15 protein-coding genes and 1 pseudogene are annotated in these 18,056 nt (G+C 38.8%); 13 read left to right on the forward strand and 3 right to left on the reverse strand.

The annotated features are described in order from the left end of the window. Positions 1 to 39 precede the first annotated feature (39 nt). From rnc to N5909_RS07475, 3 genes are all read left to right on the forward strand, one after another. Positions 40 to 738 (forward strand): ribonuclease III, encoded by a 699-nt coding sequence (gene rnc / locus N5909_RS07465; protein WP_000661487.1) that lies wholly within the window; start codon positions 40 to 42, stop codon positions 736 to 738. Then, positions 729 to 4,268, forward strand: a complete 3,540-nt coding sequence (gene smc / locus N5909_RS07470) for a chromosome segregation protein SMC (protein ID WP_271631063.1) — start codon at positions 729 to 731, stop codon at positions 4,266 to 4,268. Before rnc ends, smc begins: the two co-directional genes overlap by 10 nt. A gap of 143 nt (positions 4,269 to 4,411) precedes the next feature. After that, the gene (locus N5909_RS07475; protein ID WP_271631064.1) at positions 4,412 to 5,338 is read left to right on the forward strand and encodes a bifunctional riboflavin kinase/FAD synthetase; all 927 of its coding nucleotides are present in this window, start codon (positions 4,412 to 4,414) and stop codon (positions 5,336 to 5,338) included. Positions 5,339 to 5,421: 83 nt separating this feature from the next. Here N5909_RS07475 and N5909_RS07480 read toward each other — a convergent pair whose 3' ends face one another. The 3 genes from N5909_RS07480 to N5909_RS07490 are packed head-to-tail and all read right to left on the reverse strand — an operon-like array spanning position 5,422 to position 7,271. Then, entirely contained in the window at positions 5,422 to 6,237 is an 816-nt protein-coding gene (locus N5909_RS07480; RefSeq protein WP_061589780.1) for a TIGR03943 family putative permease subunit, read from the reverse strand. Then, positions 6,234 to 7,139: a permease gene (locus N5909_RS07485; RefSeq protein WP_271631065.1), complete on the reverse strand. Its 906-nt coding sequence runs from the start codon at positions 7,137 to 7,139 to the stop codon at positions 6,234 to 6,236. Before N5909_RS07485 ends, N5909_RS07480 begins: the two co-directional genes overlap by 4 nt. Continuing rightward, complete coding sequence (locus N5909_RS07490) at positions 7,140 to 7,271, reverse strand: SPJ_0845 family protein (RefSeq protein WP_004234728.1); 132 nt, start codon at positions 7,269 to 7,271, stop codon at positions 7,140 to 7,142. It lies immediately after the preceding gene. A gap of 155 nt (positions 7,272 to 7,426) precedes the next feature. On the opposite strand from N5909_RS07490, the gene N5909_RS07495 reads away from it, so the two are divergent. From N5909_RS07495 to N5909_RS07535, 10 genes and pseudogenes are all read left to right on the forward strand, one after another. Beyond that, positions 7,427 to 7,807: a PBECR2 nuclease fold domain-containing protein gene (locus N5909_RS07495; RefSeq protein WP_004269701.1), complete on the forward strand. Its 381-nt coding sequence runs from the start codon at positions 7,427 to 7,429 to the stop codon at positions 7,805 to 7,807. A 331-nt stretch (positions 7,808 to 8,138) separates the two neighbouring features. Then, positions 8,139 to 8,222, forward strand: a pseudogene (locus N5909_RS09810) (acetyl transferase); the annotation flags it as partial. Between the two features lie 104 nt (positions 8,223 to 8,326). Next, on the forward strand, positions 8,327 to 10,456 hold the full coding sequence (locus N5909_RS07500; RefSeq protein WP_271631113.1) for a Tex family protein: 2,130 nt from the start codon (positions 8,327 to 8,329) through the stop codon (positions 10,454 to 10,456). Continuing rightward, the gene (locus N5909_RS07505) at positions 10,443 to 10,892 is read left to right on the forward strand and encodes a SprT family protein (protein WP_033681716.1); all 450 of its coding nucleotides are present in this window, start codon (positions 10,443 to 10,445) and stop codon (positions 10,890 to 10,892) included. Before N5909_RS07500 ends, N5909_RS07505 begins: the two co-directional genes overlap by 14 nt. Positions 10,893 to 10,950: 58 nt before the next feature. Continuing rightward, complete coding sequence (locus N5909_RS07510; protein WP_033681717.1) at positions 10,951 to 11,223, forward strand: PspC domain-containing protein; 273 nt, start codon at positions 10,951 to 10,953, stop codon at positions 11,221 to 11,223. 116 nt (positions 11,224 to 11,339) lie between these two features. Continuing rightward, a complete protein-coding gene (locus N5909_RS07515; protein ID WP_033681718.1) occupies positions 11,340 to 13,028 on the forward strand; it encodes a hypothetical protein in 1,689 nt (562 codons plus the stop codon). 10 nt (positions 13,029 to 13,038) lie between these two features. Continuing rightward, a complete protein-coding gene (locus N5909_RS07520; RefSeq protein WP_033681719.1) occupies positions 13,039 to 13,761 on the forward strand; it encodes a hypothetical protein in 723 nt (240 codons plus the stop codon). Between the two features lie 3 nt (positions 13,762 to 13,764). Continuing rightward, on the forward strand, positions 13,765 to 14,886 hold the full coding sequence (locus tag N5909_RS07525) for an AAA family ATPase (RefSeq protein WP_033681720.1): 1,122 nt from the start codon (positions 13,765 to 13,767) through the stop codon (positions 14,884 to 14,886). A gap of 383 nt (positions 14,887 to 15,269) precedes the next feature. After that, positions 15,270 to 16,028, forward strand: a complete 759-nt coding sequence (locus tag N5909_RS07530) for an ABC transporter ATP-binding protein (RefSeq protein WP_000173372.1) — start codon at positions 15,270 to 15,272, stop codon at positions 16,026 to 16,028. Between the two features lies 1 nt (position 16,029). Beyond that, positions 16,030 to 18,018 (forward strand): ABC transporter permease, encoded by a 1,989-nt coding sequence (locus N5909_RS07535; protein WP_271631066.1) that lies wholly within the window; start codon positions 16,030 to 16,032, stop codon positions 18,016 to 18,018. Positions 18,019 to 18,056 lie beyond the last annotated feature (38 nt).

An 18,056-nucleotide genomic window follows, 5' to 3' on the forward strand; every position in this document is an offset into this window, starting at 1 on the left:
ATAATAAAAAGGACTGTTATCAGTTAGAAAGAGGTTGGTATGAAAGAATTACAAACTGTACTTAAAAACCATTTTGCAATCGAATTTGCAGACAAAAATTTACTGGAAACTGCCTTTACTCATACGAGTTATGCCAATGAGCACCGCCTCTTAAAAATTTCACACAATGAACGCTTGGAATTTTTAGGAGACGCTGTTCTACAGTTATTGATTTCAGAATATCTGTATAAAAAATATCCTAAAAAACCTGAGGGTGACTTGTCTAAACTCCGTGCCATGATTGTCCGTGAAGAGAGTTTGGCTGGTTTTGCGCGTGATTGCCAGTTTGACCAGTTTATCAAGCTGGGTAAGGGGGAAGAAAAATCTGGTGGTCGCAATCGTGACACCATTCTTGGTGATGCCTTTGAAGCCTTTCTTGGTGCCCTTCTTTTGGACAAGGATGTGGCCAAGGTCAAAGAATTTATCTATCAAGTCATGATTCCTAAGGTTGAAGCAGGCGAGTTTGAGATGATTACAGACTACAAAACCCATCTCCAAGAGTTACTTCAGGTTAATGGTGATGTGGCTATCCGTTATCAGGTGATTTCTGAAACGGGTCCTGCCCACGATAAGGTCTTTGATGTAGAAGTTCTGGTGGAAGGTAAGAGTATTGGTCAAGGTCAAGGTCGTTCTAAGAAATTAGCAGAGCAGGAAGCTGCCAAAAATGCCGTTGAGAAAGGGCTGGATTCATGTATTTAAAGGAAATCGAAATTCAGGGATTCAAGTCTTTTGCTGACAAGACCAAGGTCGTCTTTGACCAAGGTGTGACGGCAGTTGTTGGACCCAATGGTTCTGGAAAGTCCAATATTACAGAAAGTCTTCGTTGGGCCTTGGGGGAGTCAAGTGTTAAAAGTCTCCGTGGTGGCAAGATGCCAGATGTCATCTTTGCTGGAACAGAAAGTCGCAAACCGCTCAATTATGCTTCTGTAGTTGTGACTTTGGATAATAATGACGAATTTATCAAGGATGCAGGCCAAGAAATCAGGGTAGAACGCCATATCTATCGTAGTGGAGATAGCGAATACAAGATTGACGGTAAGAAAGTACGTCTGCGTGATATTCATGATCTTTTCTTGGATACAGGTTTGGGACGAGATTCTTTTTCTATCATTTCACAAGGCAAGGTTGAGGAGATTTTTAACTCCAAGCCTGAAGAACGCCGTGCCATTTTTGAAGAAGCTGCAGGAGTTTTGAAATACAAGACTCGCAGAAAAGAAACTGAGAGTAAACTACAACAAACTCAGGATAATCTGGATCGTCTTGAAGACATTATCTACGAGTTGGATAATCAAATTAAGCCTCTTGAGAAGCAAGCTGAAAATGCTCGTAAGTTTCTGGATTTGGAAGGTCAACGTAAGGCTATTTACTTGGATGTTTTAGTTGCTCAAATCAAGGAAAATAAGGCTGAATTAGAGTTGACAGAAGAAGAGTTGGCTCAGGTTCAGGAACTATTGACGAGTTATTACCAAAAGCGGGAAAAATTAGAGGAAGAAAATCATACTCTTAAAAAGCAACGCCAAGATTTACAGGCTGAAATGGCCAAAGACCAAGGCAGTTTGATGGATTTGACCAGTCTGATTAGTGATTTAGAGAGAAAATTAGCCCTATCGAAACTGGAATCTGAGCAAGTAGCCCTAAATCAACAGGAAGCACAAGCTCGTTTGGCTTCTTTGGAGGATAAGAGAAATTTACTCAACCAAGAAAAATCTGATAAAGAAAGCTCTTTAGCTCTCTTAGAAGAGAATCTAGTCCAAAATAATCAAAAACTCAATCGTTTAGAAGCTGAATTGCTGGCTTTTTCAGATGATCCTGATCAGATGATTGAGCTTCTACGTGAACGCTTTGTAGCCCTTTTACAAGAAGAAGCGGATGTCTCAAACCAGTTGACCCGTATCGAAAATGAGTTAGAAAATAGTCGTCAGCTTTCTCAAAAACAAGCAGATCAATTAGAAAAGCTGAAAGAACAGTTGGCTACAGCTAAAGAGAAGGCTAGTCAGCAAAAGGCGGATCTTGAAACTGCCAAGGAGCAAGTTCAAAAATTATTGGCTGACTATCAAGCTATTGCCAAGGAGCAAGAGGAGCAAAAAGTTTCTTACCAAGCTCAGCAGAGCCAACTCTTTGACCGTCTGGATAGTCTCAAAAACAAGCAGGCTAGAGCCCAGAGTTTAGAGAATATCCTTAGAAATCATAGTAACTTTTACGCAGGTGTTAAGAGTGTTCTTCAAGAAAAAGCCCGCCTTGGTGGGATTATTGGTGCTGTTAGTGAGCACCTGACCTTTGATGTGCATTATCAAACTGCCTTAGAGATTGCGCTTGGAGCCAGCAGTCAGCATATCATCGTAGAAGATGAGAACGCGGCGACTAAGGCTATTGATTTCCTCAAGCGCAACAGAGCCGGTCGCGCAACCTTCCTTCCTTTGACGACTATCAAGGCTCGTACGATTTCTAGTCAGAATCAAGATGCTATTGCTGCAAGTCCAGGATTTCTGGGTATGGCTGATGAGCTGGTGACATTCGATACTAGACTGGAAGCCATTTTCAAGAACTTGCTAGCTACGACGGCTATCTTTGATACCGTAGAACATGCGCGTGCAGCAGCTCGCCAGGTTCGTTATCAGGTTCGTATGGTGACACTGGATGGGACAGAATTGCGCACAGGTGGTTCCTATGCAGGTGGAGCCAATCGTCAGAACAACAGCATCTTCATCAAGCCAGAGCTGGAGCAACTGCAAAAAGAAATTGCTGAAGAAGAAGCAAGCTTGCGTTCAGAAGAGTCGAGTATTAAGACCTTGCAAGACCAGATGGCTAGATTGACAGAAAGCTTAGAAGCTATTAAATCTCAAGGAGAGCAGGCTCGTATTCAGGAGCAGGGCTTGTCCCTTGCTTATCAGCAAACTAGTCAGCAAGTTGAAGAACTGGAAACTCTTTGGAAACTCCAAGAAGAGGAATTAAATCGTCTTTCTGAGGGAGATTGGCAAGCGGATAAGGAAAAATGTCAAGAGAGCCTTACTACAATCGCCAGTGAAAAGCAAAATCTGGAAACTGAGATTGAAGAAATTAAGTCTAACAAAAACGCCATCCAAGAACGCTATCAAAATTTGCAGGAAGAGCTAGCGCAAGCTCGCCTGCTTAAGACAGAACTGCAAGGGCAAAAACGTTACGAAGTTGCTGATATTGAACGTTTAGGCAAGGAATTGGATAATCTGGATATTGAGCAAGAAGAAATCCAACGCCTTCTTCAAGAAAAGGTTGATAATCTGGAGAAGGTTGATACAGAATTGCTCAGTCAACAGGCTGAAGAAGCCAAAACTCAGAAAACAAATCTCCAACAAGGTTTGATTCGCAAGCAGTTTGAGTTGGATGATATTGAAGGTCAACTGGATGATATTGCTAGTCATTTGGACCAGGCTCGCCAGCAGAATGAGGAGTGGATTCGCAAGCAAACACGTGCTGAAGCCAAGAAAGAAAAGATCAGCGAGCGCTTGCGCCATCTACAAAGTCAATTGACAGACCAGTATCAGATTAGCTATACTGAGGCTCTAGAAAAAGCACATGAGTTGGAAAATCTCAATCTGGCTGAACAAGAGGTTAAGGATTTAGAGAAGTCTATTCGCTCACTAGGTCCTGTCAATGTAGAAGCAATTGACCAGTACGAAGAAGTCCATAACCGTCTGGATTTCTTGAATAGTCAACGTGATGACATTTTGTCAGCGAAAAACTTGCTCCTTGAGACCATTACAGAGATGAATGATGAGGTCAAGGAACGCTTTAAATCAACTTTTGAAGCTATTCGTGAGTCTTTTAAAGTGACCTTCAAGCAGATGTTTGGTGGAGGTCAAGCAGACCTGATTTTGACTGAGGGAGACTTGTTGACAGCTGGGGTTGATATTTCTGTCCAACCTCCAGGCAAGAAAATCCAGTCTCTTAATCTGATGAGTGGTGGGGAAAAAGCCCTATCAGCTCTTGCCTTGCTCTTCTCCATTATCCGTGTCAAGACCATTCCATTTGTTATCTTGGATGAGGTAGAGGCTGCGCTTGACGAAGCCAATGTTAAACGTTTTGGGGATTACCTCAACCGCTTTGACAAGGACAGCCAGTTTATCGTTGTGACCCACCGTAAGGGAACCATGGCGGCGGCTGATTCCATCTATGGAGTGACCATGCAAGAATCAGGTGTCTCAAAAATTGTTTCGGTGAAGTTAAAAGATTTGGAAGAAACAGTAGACTAGTTACCAAACGATAGCATCTCTTAGGAGGTGCTATTTTTTAAAACTAACACCTTGAATGATTTTTTAAGGTCAGTTCAGGGGCAAAAAACGACATTTGGGCTTTCCTTTTAGCGAAAAGGCTTTCTCTATGATATAATAGTTTCATGATTACAACAGTACCTATAAAAAATGAAAAAGACATCGCAGTACCGGATAAAACAGTTCTTGTATTAGGCTATTTTGACGGTATTCATAAGGGACATCAGAAGCTTTTTGAAGTAGCTAGCAAGGCTTCAATGAAAGATTATCTTCCAGTTGTCGTGATGACCTTTACAGAGTCCCCTAAGCTTGCTTTGCAACCTTACAAGCCAGAATTAATGCTTCATATTGTCAGCCATGAAGAACGGGAACATAAGATGAAATGGCATGGAGTAGAGGCTCTTTTCTTACTTGACTTTAGTAGTAAATTTGCTAGTTTAACGGGTCAAGAGTTCTTTGATACCTATGTTAGAGCATTAAAACCAGCGATTATCGTAGCGGGATTTGATTACACGTTTGGTTCTGATAAGAAAACTGCGGATGATTTGAAGGATTATTTTGATGGAGAAATCATCATTGTTCCTCCTGTTGAGGATGAAAAGGGGAAAATTAGTTCTACTCGTATTCGTCAAGCTATTCTGGATGGAGATGTCAGAGAAGCTGCTCATTTACTTGGCACCCCTCTACCATCACGTGGAATGGTTGTTCATGGCAATGCTCGTGGACGGACTATCGGTTACCCAACAGCTAACTTAGTTTTAAGAGATCGAACCTATATGCCAGCAGATGGTGTTTATGTAGTTGATGTTGAAGTGCAGCGTAAAAGATATCGTGGAATGGCGAGTGTCGGGAAAAATGTTACTTTCGATGGAGAAGAGCCACGTTTCGAAGTCAATATTTTCGATTTTTCAGATGACATTTACGGTGAAACAGTCATTGTCTACTGGCTAGACCGTGTCCGTGAAATGGTCAAATTTGACTCTGTTGAAGAACTGGTAGATCAACTCCAGAAAGATGAAGAAATTTCTCGGAATTGGAAGGATGCTGAGTAGGAAATCGGAGTTTTATATAAAATTACCCATACTTTAGATTCTTATTTCTAAATAGAAAAAGTAGCCCTTTCAAGGCTACTTTTTTAAAACACGCGATACACATAGGGATTCTCTGGTTTATCGACTTTGGTAAAGCTGTCAATTTCCAATGTTGGGAGGTTTTGTTTGAGTTCTTTATGATAGTGATTGACCAGTTTTCCTTTGGCTGTTATCCAGGTGTTATTCTCATATTGACGGGTATTTCCCTTGGTCAACAAACCATAGACACCAGAATCTGCGATACAGTGAATAATGCCGAAGCGGAACAGAAATTGGCTATTGGCATGACTGGGGTCGTTATAGACAAAGCCTGTAAACTGGACTGTCTTGCCTTCAAACTCATCTGGATAGTCGTAGATAGCCTCCATGACTTCCATATAGTTTTCGTTAGTAATGTAAATGCTATCTTGGGACAAGTATTTATCCGCTGCAGTTCGCATTTCCTTTTCATAAGCTGATTTTGAAAAATAAGAACTGGTATCTGGTTTCAAATATTGGCTTGTAGTCCCTTCACTGGTCTGAATGGCTTGATCCGTGCCTTCTGATAAGGGGAAATGATAGCCTTTTGCTGAAACGGTCTGAGAATCCAAGCTAACAGTTGGAAAAGTTAAGCCGACTACAATTGGAATGGCCAGAAGAGCAATACTCGTCACCTTTGCCAATCGGCTATTCAGATGACTGTGGGTTTTGACTTGCTTCATCCAGATATACAATTGAACAATAGCCAAGATAAAGGAAAGCACCATGGAAATATAGGCCAGATAGGAATAGTGCATGTTGATGTACTGGTTTAATTTGCCCGACAGATGGAGATAAATGGTCAGTTCAAAATAGCCAGCTAAAACTAAAAATCGAATCATAGGATGACTCCAATCAAGAGAGAATACACTAAGACGACAAGAGTCACAATCGTTATGAAGTGACTGATAAATCGTGCTTTCAAGTAATTTTTCATCATGAGAATATTTTTGATATCCAGCATTGGACCAATGACGAGAAAGGCCAGAACTGGTGCCAAGCCGAAACTCGAGAGAAGAGAAGCTCCGATAAAAGCATCAGCCTCACTACAGAGAGAAAGAAGAAAGGCCAAAAGCATCAAGAGTAGGATGGCAAAAAGAGGGGTCGCACTGATAGAGGTCAGAATCCGTGTCGGAACATAGACCTGTATTATAGAGGCGAAGAGACAACCAAATACCAAATAACGCCCCGTATCAAAAAATTCATCAATGGCTTGCACAAAGACCTGAAAAACTTTTTTTGCAGGTCTCAAGTGAGAAAAATCGTGTTCATGACAGGCCAAACGATTTTCTTTTTGAATCGATTCTTGCCAGAAAAATCCCAGAAAAATCCCAAGTATCACAGCTACAAGAATAGAACCAAGAGCTCGTAAAAGGGCGATATGGAAGGAGTTGCCAAAGGCAGAATAGGTCGCAAAGAGAACAATAGGATTGATAACAGGTGCTGTTACGAGAAAGGGAACGGCTGTGTAACTGGGAACCTTCTTTTCCAGAAAACGATTGATAATGGGGACAATTCCACATTCACAAGAGGGAAAAAGCATCCCGACGAAGGTGCCAAAAAAGATTCTCCCCCAACGATTTCGAGGGAGAAAATGATAAACCTTGTCAGGTGTGATATAAACCTCAATCAGTCCTGAGGCAATACTTCCTATCAGAACGAAGGGTAGGGCTTCAATGATAATGGAGAGAAAAATAGCCCCAGTCTGAAGCACACTAGACGGGAGTTGTTGGAAAGCAGTCATCTAGTTTTTCTTTTCTGCTTTGGCTTTTTTCTCTTTGTCATCAGGGAAAGTGACTTGTTTCAAATCAGGGAGTTTCGCAAACTCTTCAAACATCTTGTCCAAGTCATCCGTTTTTGTAAATTTTACAGCCATAGGTGCACCTCGATTCTAAATTCTACCTCTATTATACTATTATTTTAAGGAAAAGGGAAAAGTTAAAATTGAGGATCTAACGAATAATAGAGCGTGATATATCCTAATATACACTATGATTGTGATATAATAATTTTGGAATAACGGAGGAAATGATGGAACATAAAAAGATCGGTCAGGTGACTGACGAAGTAAAAGAAATTTTTAATATTGTTCTTGAAGCTAGTGATATCAAAGTTAACAAAGAAGGTTTAAGAAGTCATATGTTGAAACGGCATCATAATGATGTGATTCATCATATTGAAGACCTGGAACTTATACTAAGTAATCCAGATTTCGTTGGGGTCAATCCACGAGAGAAAGATGCTAGTTTTGAATATGTTAAAAGATTTGATGATAATGTTCTTGTTGCCATCAAGTTACATAAAAGTGGAGATTTCTTTTATGTTCCGACCATGTATCGCTTACAAGATTTCAAGTTACAAAGTCGTATCAAGTCTGGTAGATTGAGAAAACTTGACAAAAAAAGTAGATAGTGCTAGAATAATATTAACGAAAGACATTTGAGGGCAGAAAGGTTCCTGCCGCACCTTGAAAAAGGTATCTGAGATGCTGGGTACACCGACCAGCCAAGTGTCCGTTATTTCAAAGGAGGGGCTTAAATGCTCCTTTTTTTATTTAAAATTTCAAAATAGATTACACTCACCGCAGGCTCAGACTTACGGTTTTTATTTGAACTGAAAATTGATTCGTTAACTTCAACAAATAGCTTTATAAAGCGTTTTGTAAAAAATAAAAACAGTGCAATTAATCACTGATCCTTTTGTAAACTATTAGAATTAAATTGCAACCTTCTCAACTATACGGGTCCCAGAACTGGCTATTATGTCTGATCCATTAAATAATTTTGATGTCATGGCTTGGTTAAAAAAAGGAAGTAATGCTCTCTAAGTACAAGTTATTGCGCTATAGAATATAAATCTATTCCCCACATCTTGTTGTTAAATATTGTAGGAGATAATTTGAATAATATTAGCTTGTGGTATAATAGATTCATGGATAAAAAATATGAAAAAATCTCCCAGGATTTGGGAGTGACTTTAAAGCAAATTGATACTGTTCTAAGTTTGACAGCTGAAGGGGCGACAATTCCCTTCATCGCGCGTTATCGCAAGGACATGACTAGCAGTCTGGATGAGGTGGCAATTAAGGCTATTATTGACTTGGATAAAAGTCTGACAAATCTAAACGACCGTAAGGAAGCTGTCTTGGCTAAGATTCAAGAGCAAGGCAAGCTGACCAAGGAGTTGGAAGAAGCTATCTTAACTGCCGAAAAATTAGCAGACGTAGAAGAACTCTATCTTCCTTACAAGGAGAAACGTCGAACCAAGGCAACCATTGCCCGTGAAGCCGGACTCTTCCCTCTTGCTCGCTTGATTTTGCAGAATGTAACTGACTTAGAGAAGGAAGCTGAAAAGTTCGTCTGTGAAGGATTTGCGACGGGTAAGGAGGCCTTGGCTGGTGCAGTTGATATCTTGGTTGAAGCCTTATCGGAAGATGTGGCCTCGCGTTCCATGACTTATCAGGAGGTGCTGAGACACTCTAAACTCACTTCTCAAGTCAAGGATGAAAGTCTTGATGAAAAGCAGGTTTTTCAGATTTATTATGATTTTTCAGAGACGGTTGGAAATATGCAAGGTTATCGTACATTGGCTCTCAATCGTGGGGAGAAGCTAGGTGTCTTGAAGGTCGGTTTTGAACATGCAACGGACCGTATTTTTGACTTCTTTGCTGCTCGTTTCAAGGTGAAAAATGCCTACATAGATGAAGTAGTTCAGCAATCTGTTAAGAAAAAGGTCTTGCCATCTATCGAGCGACGTATTCGGACAGAATTAACCGAGAAGGCAGAAGAAGGAGCTATCCAACTCTTTTCTGACAATTTGCGCAATCTCCTCTTGGTTGCTCCACTGAAAGGGCGCGTGGTTCTTGGGTTTGACCCAGCCTTTCGTACAGGTGCCAAGCTAGCTGTCGTGGATGCAACAGGGAAAATGCTGACAACTCAGGTCATTTATCCTGTCAAACCAGCATCAGCTCGTCAAATCGAAGAAGCCAAGAAAGATTTGGCAGATTTGATTGGTCAATACGGTGTAGAGATCATTGCCATCGGAAATGGAACTGCCAGTCGTGAAAGTGAAGCTTTTGTAGCGGAAGTTCTTAAAGATTTCCCTGAAGTCAGCTATGTTATCGTCAATGAAAGTGGTGCTTCTGTATACTCTGCCAGTGAACTTGCTCGTCAGGAATTTCCAGACCTAACCGTTGAAAAACGCTCTGCTATTTCTATCGCACGTCGCTTGCAAGATCCCCTTGCCGAATTGGTTAAAATCGATCCTAAGTCAATTGGCGTTGGTCAGTACCAGCACGATGTCAGCCAGAAGAAGCTGTCTGAAAGTCTGGATTTTGTCGTGGATACCGTGGTGAACCAAGTCGGTGTCAATGTCAATACGGCCAGCCCAGCTCTTCTTTCCCACGTAGCTGGACTCAATAAAACTATCTCTGAAAATATTGTCAAATACCGTGAAGAAGAAGGAAAAATCACTTCACGCGCCCAAATCAAGAAAGTTCCTCGTCTGGGGGCCAAGGCCTTTGAGCAGGCGGCTGGTTTCCTTCGTATCCCTGAAAGTAGCAATATCCTTGATAATACAGGAGTTCACCCAGAAAACTATACTGCAGTTAAGGAGCTCTTCAAACGCTTGGATATTAAAGACCTAAACGAAGAAGCACAAAATAAGCTTAAGTCCCTTTCTGTCAAGGAAATGGCGCAAGAGCTAGACCTTGGTCCAGAAACTCTTAAAGATATCATTGCAGATCTTCTCAAACCAGGTCGAGATTTCCGTGATTCCTTTGATGCACCTGTGCTTCGCCAAGATGTCCTAGATCTCAAAGACCTAGTGGTAGGTCAGAAGCTAGAAGGTGTGGTGCGTAACGTCGTTGATTTCGGTGCCTTCGTTGATATCGGAATTCATGAGGACGGCTTGATTCATATTTCCCATATGAGTCGCAAGTTTATCAAACATCCTAGCCAAGTGGTGTCTGTCGGAGATTTGGTGACCGTTTGGGTCAAGAAAATTGATACTGAACGTGAAAAAGTCAATCTGTCGCTCCTAGCTCCAAATGAATCTAACTGATTACGTTAAGCAGGTTTCACTAGAAGACTTCGGCAGACCTTTTATCCATCAAGCCCAGTGGAATTCTCGTCTACGTTCGACAGGTGGGCGATTTTTCCCCAAAAATGGGCATTTGGATTTTAATCCCAAGATTTATCAGGAACTTGGTTTAGACATTTTTAGGAAAATTGTCAGACATGAACTCTGTCATTATCACCTCTATTTTCAAGGGAAGGGCTATCAACACAAGGATCGGGATTTTAAGGAACTTTTGAAAGCAGTGGATGGATTACGATTTGTGCCCTCCTTGACAAATAGCCACTCTAAACCACTCAAGCTCTATCGTTGCCAATCCTGCCGGCAAACTTATCATCGCAAGCGAAGGATTGATACTATACGCTATCGCTGTGGACTTTGTAGAGGTAAATTGCTACTAATAAATCAGCCTGAGGGCTGATGAAAGCCGAGCCTACCCGTGATATACTATGTCTAACCTAGCAGAAAGAGGAAAAATCATGAACAGTAAATTTTATAAAATGAGACGAAATCGCATGATTTCAGGAGTTTTGGCAGGTCTGTCAGACAAGTGGAACTTTGATGTTACCCTTGTTCGTTTCTTGTTTGCCATTTTTACAGTTGCAAACTTTGGACTTGGCGTGATTATCTATATCATCCTAGCTTCTATCATGCCTACCAAGGAAGAAATCGAAGCAGAAATGTACGGAACAGGCCCACGAAAACGCAAAGAAGCCAAAGCCATTGACGATAATGAAGGATGGTTTTGGTGAGTTAAATAAGAAAATAAGCTTTGTATTATAGAAGACAAGGCTTTTTTTCATCTTGTCAGAATCTATGGCTAAATGGTATAATAAGCTTATAAAAATAATTTGACAGGAAATGGATTATGGCTAATGAAAATGAGTTACTCGCATTACGATCATCAGATATTGAGATTAAATACGACGAATTGCTTAATTTAGAAAATTCTCTAGAAAATAATCTCAAAGATCTTATTAAAGATATAGAAAAAATTGATTTAGATAGGGAAAAATTACAAAATAATGAATACCTTCAAGAATCTATTGAGAATATAGTCTGGGAGCAAGTACAACTTCAACTTGCTGCCCAAATTGGTGATGAGTTTATTAAAGAGAACAACGGACAAACCCTAGATTTACGAAAAGAAGCACATATACAAACTGCTGAAAATTTTGAAAAAGGGAAATTTGCAACCCATAATAGAGATGTTAATTATCAAGAAAGATACGACACTTGGCAAAATAATTTTGTTAAAGACGACTTAGGGAATATTCAAACACACTCAACTCGTTCAGGTAAAATTGTAAATACTTTAATCAAAGAAGCGAGAAAACCATTTGACACCGGAAGACCAACAGGTTCAAAAGAAAAAGGAACCCAAATGGATCATACAGTTTCTGCTGGAGAGATTATACGTGATCCAAAAGCAAATGCTTTTTTGACAAAAGAAGAGCAGATTGCTTTTGCAAATAGTAAAGCTAACCTTAACGAAATTAGGAGTGAAGTTAATCAAGCGAAGGGAGATTTATCTACATCAGAATTATTCGATAATCCAAACTCTAAGGGACAATATGCTAGAGAAGTACATAATATTAGTTCAAAAGAAGAGAAACAGTTAAGAGAGAAAGATAACGAGGCACGCACGGAATACGACAGAGTGAGAGATGAGGCTGAGAAGCGAGCTATAAAATCTGGTAAAAAATCACGTCGTGATGAGGCGTTAAAAATTTCCGGAAAAGCTTTGAAAGCAGCGCTTTTACAGTTATTATCAGAATTTTTGCGAGAATTGATTTCTAAATTTATCTCTTGGCTAAAAGATACAGAAAGAAACTTATCGACTTTTATTGATAAAATAAAAGAGGCTATCATCTCTTTTGTAAATAATTTAGCAAATCATGTATTAAATGTCGGTAAATCTGTGGTTACAATGATTGCGTCTGCAATAGTTGGACCTGTAATTAATACAGTTCTTAAAGCTTGGACCTTTATACACCAAGGTTGGAAATCTTTGAAAGAAGCAATAGATTATATAAATAATCCTGAAAATAAAGATAAAAGCCTTGATATTATGATGTTAGAGGTTGGAAAAATTATTGTTGCGGGTTTAACAGCTACAGGTGCAATTGTAGTTGGGGAAGTTTTAGGAGCATCCCTCACTGCAAGTTTTCCAGTTTTGGCTATTTCAATACCACTTTTGGGAACAATCGGTAGCGTCATTGGAACATTTATGGGAGCAACTTTATCAGGAATTATTGGCGCTTTCGTACTAAAAATAATTGATCAGCAAATTGTCAATAAACAAATTTCCGAGCTAAATTCTAAGAAAATTGATCAAAATAATGAAATGTTAGTAATCCAAGATCAATTATTAGATGTTAAGAGTATAAAGTTACAAGTTGAAAAAGATTCTGTTATCAATACTATTAAGGAAAGACATGATATGGCTGCTTCAATGATGAAAGAAAAGCTGTCAGATATTTTTGCAGAATCTACAAGAGACGATAAAAGTGACTTTGATGAGATTGATACTTTATTACAAGAATTATTAGATTAAGGAGAAAAATATGGAACAAGAAGTATTTGAGCAAGAACAAGATTCGTTTAATGTAAACATTAGTAGACATGATTTTGACCAAGCTAAAGAACAACTAAAAGAATTTGCTGAGCAAATTGGAGAAGAACTTTATTTTGATAGAGTTAGAACTCATGAAGATTTCTTTGGTTTTGAATTTGCTGAACACGGAGTGACTGGAAATGAGTTTAATACCTTAGTTGAGCAAATTCAAAATTATTTCTCAAAATTCTATGAGAGACAACAAAAGATGGTAGAAGAATTTGGTCAAGTATATATAGCTTTGGAGGCTCTTGATAAAGATTATATTCAAGCAATTTTATCTTCAGTTGCAGCAATTGACCATACAAATAAAAAAATTATAAGAGAACAAGAACGTCTTCAAAAGACGATTGAAAATCAGAAAGCAACTCTAGTAGCTCTTAAGCAGTTCAAAGAGAAACTTAACGAAGAAAATAGCAAAAACTCTATCGAAAAACATGAAGTAATGCTTTCTAAATTCAATGATAGACTTGAAAATCTAGAACAATTCGCAAGTACTCTTCCTTCAGAACCAGTTTCAAATACTGGAGAAATTGAGCAACTTAGGAGAGAATTAAATGAAAGTAAACAACAAATTCAATTTATTTCAAATCGCCTTCTAACAGTCTTTATTGTTTCTGGAATTTCTATTGGTATGTTAGTGATTGCCTTGCTTTTCATGTTATTGAGGTAAGATATGTCAACTTCTCGAGATAAATTAATTTGTAGTGCAAAGAAATTAGACTTCTATTTTGGAAAAGAAAATAATTATCTTGATAAAGTAAATAATATTATAGCAAATCATACTGATACAAAGTCAGTAGCAGAATTGTATAAATCTATTTTTTTATTACAACAAGCTAACAAACGAAACAAGCTTACATCTTTATTGAAGGATTTATCTGATAATCTAGCTAGCTTTCTTGGATATACTTACCTATTTGATACTTTGGAAAAAGAGTTGGGTCAACAAAAGAAATCATCTTTAGACGACCTTTTGGTGGAACTAAATCAGTTAGTAGGTTTAGAGAAGGTAAAAAAAGAAGTTAGTCGTTTAATTATTTATCAAAAAGTTCAGTCAAAAAGGAAAGAGTCTGGTTTAAATATTCCTAAAAGAACTTTACACATGGCTTTTATGGGAAATCCAGGAACAGGAAAAACAACTGTTGCTAGAATTATTGGAAGAATGTACTACCAACTGGGACTTTTATCCAAAGGACATTTTTTAGAAGTCTCCAGAACAGATTTAATTGCAGGTTACCAAGGACAAACTGCACTGAAAGTTAAAAATGTCATAAAAAAGGCAAAAGGTGGAGTTCTCTTTATTGATGAGGCGTATAGTATTACTGAAAATGAAAATACTGATTCATACGGGCGAGAATGTTTAACAGAACTTACAAAGGCTTTAGAAGATTCACGAGATGATTTAATTGTTATTGTGGCTGGTTATACCGAACCAATGAACCATTTCTTTGAATCAAATCCTGGTTTAAAATCTCGATTTAATTATTTTATTAATTTTGAAAATTATTCTTCTACAGAATTGTTAGGTATTCTTGAAACATTAGCAAGAAAAGACGACTACCATATAGATGACAAGCTGAAAGAAGTATTATTAAATTATTTTAATGAAAAGTTAGAAAGTAATCTCACCAATTTTTCTAACGGTCGCTTTGTTCGAAATCTATATGAAGATTTAATAATGAATCAAGCTGTCCGACTTAACCAAAGTGAAGCTGTGAATTTAAAAGAATTAACTTTGTTGATTAAAGCTGATTTTTGTTTAGATGAAAATCGTTCTAGTGACATAGATTTATAATCAAACGAAAGAATGAATCTTCAAACTGTTTATGAATGTATTATTGACCGTTGCTGTCAATTTACGAATCTGAACCCTTGTATCTGCAAGGGTTTTCTTCTTGCTTTCTTTTTATGGTAAAATATTTTTAATGAAATGGCTAAATTCCCCCCAATCTTACAAAAATGTAAGATTAAAGTCTCTTTTGTAAGGTTAGGTTATGGCAAGCGGTCTTTTTTTGATGTAAACTAGACTCATAAAGAACAAAGGAGTAACATCATGAAACAAATCTTACATAAGAAAACAAGAAAACCAAGCCACAAAGATATCGAGCGCGTTCAGCTGGGATGCGCTATGATGCAAGAGACATTTCATTTGATGGGATATTAAGAAAGGAGATTCTCATGACACTTTTAGATGTAAAACACGTTCAAAAAATTTATAAAACTCGTTTTCAGGGCAACCAAGTAGAAGCCCTCAAGGATATTCACTTTACCGTGGAAAAGGGTGACTACGTTGCCATCATGGGTGAGTCTGGTTCTGGTAAATCCACTCTTCTCAATATTCTAGCTATGCTGGATAAACCAACACGCGGTCAGGTTTATCTTAATGGAACAGACACAGCAACCATTAAAAATTCACAGGCTTCTAGCTTCCGTCGTGAAAAATTAGGCTTTGTCTTCCAAGACTTTAACTTGCTAGATACGCTTTCTGTCAAGGATAATATCTTGCTTCCGCTTGTCTTGTCAAGAAGACCTATTACGGAGATGATGAAGAAATTGGTGGTGACAGCTGAGAATCTAGGTATCAACCAATTGCAAGAGAAGTACCCTTACGAGATTTCTGGTGGTCAGAAGCAGCGTGTAGCAGTAGCCCGCGCCATCATCACAGAACCTGAAATTCTCCTTGCGGATGAGCCAACAGGAGCTCTTGATTCCAAGTCATCTGCAGCCTTACTTGATGTCTTTGATGAAATCAATGAGCGTGGCCAAACCATTCTCATGGTAACCCACTCCACAGCAGCAGCGAGCAGAGCCAAACGTGTACTCTTTATCAAAGACGGCATTCTTTACAATCAAATCTACCGTGGAGAGAAGACAGAACGTCAGATGTTCCAAGAGATCTCTGATACCTTGACTGTCATGGCAAGCGAGGTGAATTAGTATGTTTCGATTAACCAATAAGTTAGCGGTATCGAACTTGATTAAAAACCGCAAACTCTACTATCCTTTTGCGCTGGCTGTTCTCTTGGCAGTCACCGTCACCTATCTCTTTTATTCCCTAACCTTCAATCCCAAGATTGCGGAAATTCGTGGAGGGACAACGATTCAGGCTACACTTGGATTTGGTATGTTTGTCGTCACCCTTGCGTCAGCCATTATCGTCCTCTATGCCAATAGTTTTGTCATGAAAAATCGTTCTAAGGAACTAGGAATTTATGGCATGTTGGGCTTAGAGAAGCGTCATCTAATCAGTATGACCTTTAAGGAGTTAGTGGTATTTGGGATTCTAACTGTTGGAGCGGGTATCGGTATTGGAGCCTTGTTCGACAAGTTAATTTTCGCTTTCTTGCTCAAACTGATGAAATTGAAGGTTGAGCTGGTCGCTACCTTCCAAATGAATGTTGTCATTGCAGTACTTGTTGTCTTTGGATTGATTTTCCTAGGCCTCATGTTCCTGAATGCCCTTCGAATCGCCCGTATGAATGCCCTCCAGCTCTCACGTGAGAAAGCAAGCGGAGAGAAAAGAGGTCGTTTCCTACCTCTCCAAACTATTCTTGGTTCCATAAGTTTAGGGATTGGCTATTATCTTTCCCTTACCGTAAAAGATCCCCTTACAGCCCTAACAACCTTCTTCTTAGCTGTTTTGCTGGTTATATTTGGTACTTATCTATTGTTTAATGCAGGGATTACAGTCTTCCTCCAAATCTTAAAGAAAAACAAGAAATACTATTACCAACCTAATAACCTCATCTCTGTTTCCAACTTGATTTTCCGTATGAAGAAAAATGCGGTTGGACTAGCAACTATCGCAATTTTATCAACAATGGTTTTGGTAACCATGTCAGCCGCGACAAGCATTTTCAATGCCTCAGAATCCTTTAAAAAAGTGATGAATCCTCATGATTTTGGGATTAATGGACGAAATGTTGAAAAAGAAGACCTGGACAAACTTTTGAGCCAGTTTGCAAGTGACAAAGGTTATAATATCAAAGAAAAAGAAGTTCTTCGTTACGCTTACTTTGGTGTTGCAAACCAAGAAGGTAGCAAGTTAACCATTTTTGAAAAAGGACAAAATCGTGTCCAACCTAAAACAGTTTTTATGGTATTTGACCAAAAAGATTATGAAACTATGACTGGTCAAAAACTGTCTCTATCAGGAAATGAGGTCGGACTCTTCGCTAAGAATGATGGACTGAAAGGCCAGAAAAACTTAACTCTAAACGATCATCAATTTTCTGTAAAAGAAGAATTTAATAAAGATTTCATTGTCAACCATGTCCCAAATCAGTTTAATATTTTGACTACTGATTACAATTATCTAGTTGTACCTAATCTACAAGCCTTTTTGGACCAATTCCCAGATTCAGATATCTATAATCAGTTTTACGGTGGTATGAATGTAAATGTCAGCGAAGAAGAACAACTCAAGGTCGCTGAAGAATATGAAAACTACCTCAATCAGTTTAATGCTCAATTAAACACAGAAGGTAGCTATGTGTATGGTAATAATCTAGCAGATGCTAGTGCTCAGATGAGTGTCCTCTTTGGAGGTGTCTTCTTTATTGGTATTTTCCTATCTATTATCTTTATGGTCGGAACGGTTCTGGTCATCTACTACAAACAAATTTCTGAAGGATATGAAGACCGTGAACGCTTTATTATCTTGCAAAAAGTCGGTTTAGATCAAAAGCAAATCAAGCAAACCATTAACAAACAGGTTTTAACTGTTTTCTTCCTCCCTTTGCTCTTTGCCTTTCTACACCTAGCCTTTGCCTACCATATGCTTAGTCTGATTCTTAAAGTGATTGGTGTACTGGATGCGACTATGATGTTGACAGTGACTTTGTCTATCTGCGCTGTCTTCCTCATCGCCTATGTGCTGATTTTCATGATTACTTCAAGAAGTTATCGCAAGATTGTGCAAATGTAAAAAAGATACCTCGACTTCAAAATCGAGGTATTTCTTGT

This window comes from Streptococcus gwangjuensis, assembly GCF_028156745.1.
Classification (GTDB): Bacteria; Bacillota; Bacilli; order Lactobacillales; family Streptococcaceae; genus Streptococcus; species Streptococcus gwangjuense_A.